Raw genomic sequence first — 2,957 nt, forward strand, 5'->3', positions numbered from 1 at the left:
GGGGAGTTGTTGGGCGAGTTGGCGGTAGGTGAGTCCGGGGCGCCAGGAGGGGAGGTGTATTTCGTAGACGGAGAAGGGTGCTTCGTGGACGGGGCGGTGTCCGCGGGTGGTCATCCAGGTGTCGTCGTGCCAGGTGTGGTGGCTGGTGTGGGTGCGGGAGGCGGTGGCGGGGGGTGTTTCGGTGTGGCGGGCCATGGGGTCGGCGCGCAGGGTGTGGGTGCCGTCGGGGCGGGTGATGTCGAATTTGTAGAGTTCGCCCTCGTCGATGCCGGGCACGAACAGTTCCCAGACACCCGACGAGCCGAGCGAACGCAGGGTGTGGGCCGCGCCGTCCCAGCCGTTGAAGTCGCCGACGACGCGGACGCCGCGGGCGTTCGGCGCCCAGACGGTGAACCGGGTGCCGGTGATGCCCTGGTGGGTCATGGGGTGGGCGCCCAGGGCCTTCCAGAGCTGTTCGTGCCGCCCCTCGGCGATCAGATGCAGGTCGAGTTCGCCGAGGGCGGGGAGCAGGGCGTACGGGTCCGGGGTGCGCAGGGTCGTGCCGCCGTAGGCGATCTCCAACGCGTGGGGCTCGCGGGGCTCGTGGGCTGGGGCAGACGCGGTCGAGTCGGCCCGGTCAGGCGTGTCCGTCAGGTCGAGCAGGGCTGAGAAGAAGCCGTCGCCGTCGTCGTGGAGCGGGTGGCTCGTGCCGTCCGGGAAGTGGGCCGTGACGGACGTCGCGTGAGGGCGCCAGGCGCGGAGGGCCGTGCCGCCGCTGGGGGCGGGGTGGGCCCCCAGCACGTCGTGGGGGGCGTGGTGGGTGCCCGTGAGGAGGCGGTGCCGGTCCTCGGCGGAGAGCGGGGCCGGGCGGAGCGGCGGCGGGGGTTCGGTCGGGCGGGCGGTCACTGGTGGGGCCTCCTTGGGTGCGGCGCGCCGTGGGGGCTTCTGTCGGTGCCGGGTGCGCCTTGCGTCGTGGCGGGTCGCGCCGTTCCCCGCGCCCCTGACGGGGCGCCTGCCGGTCAGCGGGTGGACAAGTCGGCCAGGGCTGCCAGTGGGACGTGGAGCCAGGTCGGGCGGTGCCGGGCCTCGTACAGGGCCTCGTAGACCGCCTTGTCCGTCTCGTACGCCCGCAGCAGCGCCGGATCCGCGCGCGGGTCGTGGCCGGACGCCGCCGCGTATCCCTCGCAGTACGCGGTGCGGCAGGCGCGGGCGAAGCCGGGGGCGTCGCCGCCCCGACTGCGTGCGGCGTAGTCGAAGGAGCGGAGCATCCCGGCGATGTCGCGGTGCGGCGGATGCGGCAGACGGCGTTCGGCGAGCGGGCGGGACGGCTCGCCCTCGAAGTCGATCAGCCGCCAGCCGCCGGACGGCTCCCGCAGGAACTGGCCGAGGTGCAGGTCCCCGTGCACACGCTGGGCCTGCCAGGTCCGGCCCCGCGCCGCCGGTGCCGTCAGGTCGGCGTACGCGTCGTGCAGCGCGGGCGCGTACGGCAGCAGCGCCGGCACCTGGCGGGCGGCCGCGTCCAGGCGCCGGGCCATCGCCGCCGCCAGCTCCTCGGTCCTGGCCGGGGTCAGGGTGACGGTGGGCAGCGCGTCGGCGAGGGCCGCGTGCACCTCGGCGGTGGCGCGGCCCAGTTCGCGGGCCTCCGCGGTGAAGTCGGCGCCGGTGGACCGGTGGTGCAGGGCGAGCTCCCAGCCGTCGGTCGCCCCCCGCACGTAGGGCTGCAGGACGCCGAGGGTGGTCGGTTCGGCCGCGCCTTCGTGCCCGGAGGCCTCGAACCAGGCGACCGGTGCCGGGACCCGGGCGCAGCCCGCGCGGGCCAGTGCGCGGGGGAGTTCGAGGTCGGGGTTGGTGCCGGGCCGGATGCGGCGGAAGAGCTTGGCGATGAGCCGGTCCCCGTACACGACGGAGGAGTTGGACTGCTCGGCGCGCAGGAGCCGCGGCGGGAGACCGGCCGGGACCTGGCCGTGCGGTCCGCGGTGGAAGCGGAGCGGGCCGAGCGCGCCGGGTGTGCGGAACCGTTCCAGCAGAACGGCCGCCCGGTGCGGGGCCTGGAGGGCGTCGTACACGGTCAGCCCGGCGAGCGAGCCGCGGGCGGGGTGTCCGATGACCGCCGGGGCGAGGTACGGCGGGACGAGCGCGTCGGCCCCGACGAGGAGCTGGTAGCAGTCGCCGGGGCCCTCGTCGGCCGGTGGCTGGTGCGCGCGGACCAGGAGGTGCAGCAGGGCGGTGCCCGGGAGCAGGGGCGTCACGGCGTCCAGACCGATCGCGGTGACCGGCCGCCCCTTGCCCGCGAACCATCTCTGCCGCGGCAGCCACTCCCGCAGGAGCGGGTCGAGGGAGTCGAGCAGTGCGGTGTGGTCCCCGCAGTCGGGGACCGTGCTGCGGGCTGCGCCTTCCGACATGGCGTCGCGTCCTTTCCCCGGGGGAGAGCGACGAGCGTGGTGCGCTAAGCAGGAGCGTGCCCAGGGGCCGGGCACGGAAACCGGGGCCCGGTACTCCGGGGCACTCCGGCCGGGCACGGTCTAGAGGCGTTCCCGGCGCAGCCGGAACCAGTAGAAGCCGTGTCCGGCGAGGGTGAGGAGGTAGGGGGGTTGGGTGATGGTGGGGAAGCGGACGCCGCCGATGAGTTCGACGGGGTGGCGTCCGGTGTGGGGGGTGAGGTCGAGTTCGGTGGGTTGGGGGAAGCGGGAGAAGTTGTGGACGCACAGGACGACGTCGTCGTCGGTGTCGCTGGTGTCGTGGGTGCGGCGGGTGGTGGGGGTTTCGCGGAGGAAGGCGAGGACGGCGGGGTTGGTGGAGGGGAGTTCGGTGTAGGTGCCGAGGCCGAAGGCGGGGTTCTGTTTGCGGATCTCGATCATGCGGCGGGTCCAGTGGAGCAGGGAGGAGGGGGAGGACATGGCGGCTTCGACGTTGGTGACCTGGTAGCCGTGGACGGGGTCCATGATGGTGGGGAGGGTGAGGCGTCCGGGGTCGCAGGA

At 74.5% G+C, this 2,957-nt stretch carries 2 protein-coding genes and 1 pseudogene; all 3 read right to left on the bottom strand.

Annotation, left to right across the window (positions count from 1 at the left end):
* Window positions 1–885: pseudogene (locus GTW43_RS38165) on the bottom strand (1,4-alpha-glucan branching enzyme); the annotation flags it as partial.
* Window positions 886–998: 113 nt separating this feature from the next.
* Window positions 999–2,381, bottom strand: a complete 1,383-nt coding sequence (locus GTW43_RS38170) for a phosphotransferase (protein ID WP_237536707.1) — start codon at window positions 2,379–2,381, stop codon at window positions 999–1,001.
* A 120-nt stretch (window positions 2,382–2,501) separates the two neighbouring features.
* Window positions 2,502–2,957: alpha-glucosidase C-terminal domain-containing protein (locus GTW43_RS20105; RefSeq protein WP_202501731.1), on the bottom strand; the 456-nt coding region annotated here is incomplete at its 5' end.

Source organism: Streptomyces sp. SID5785 (assembly GCF_009870065.1).
Lineage (GTDB): Bacteria > Actinomycetota > Actinomycetes > Streptomycetales > Streptomycetaceae > Streptomyces.

What these genes read in the sequence shown, in the direction of transcription:
- GTW43_RS38170 (WP_237536707.1), bottom strand. Translation starts at nt 2,381, where the DNA reads ATGTCGGAAGGCGCAGCCCGCAGCACGGTCCCCGACTGCGGGGACCAC.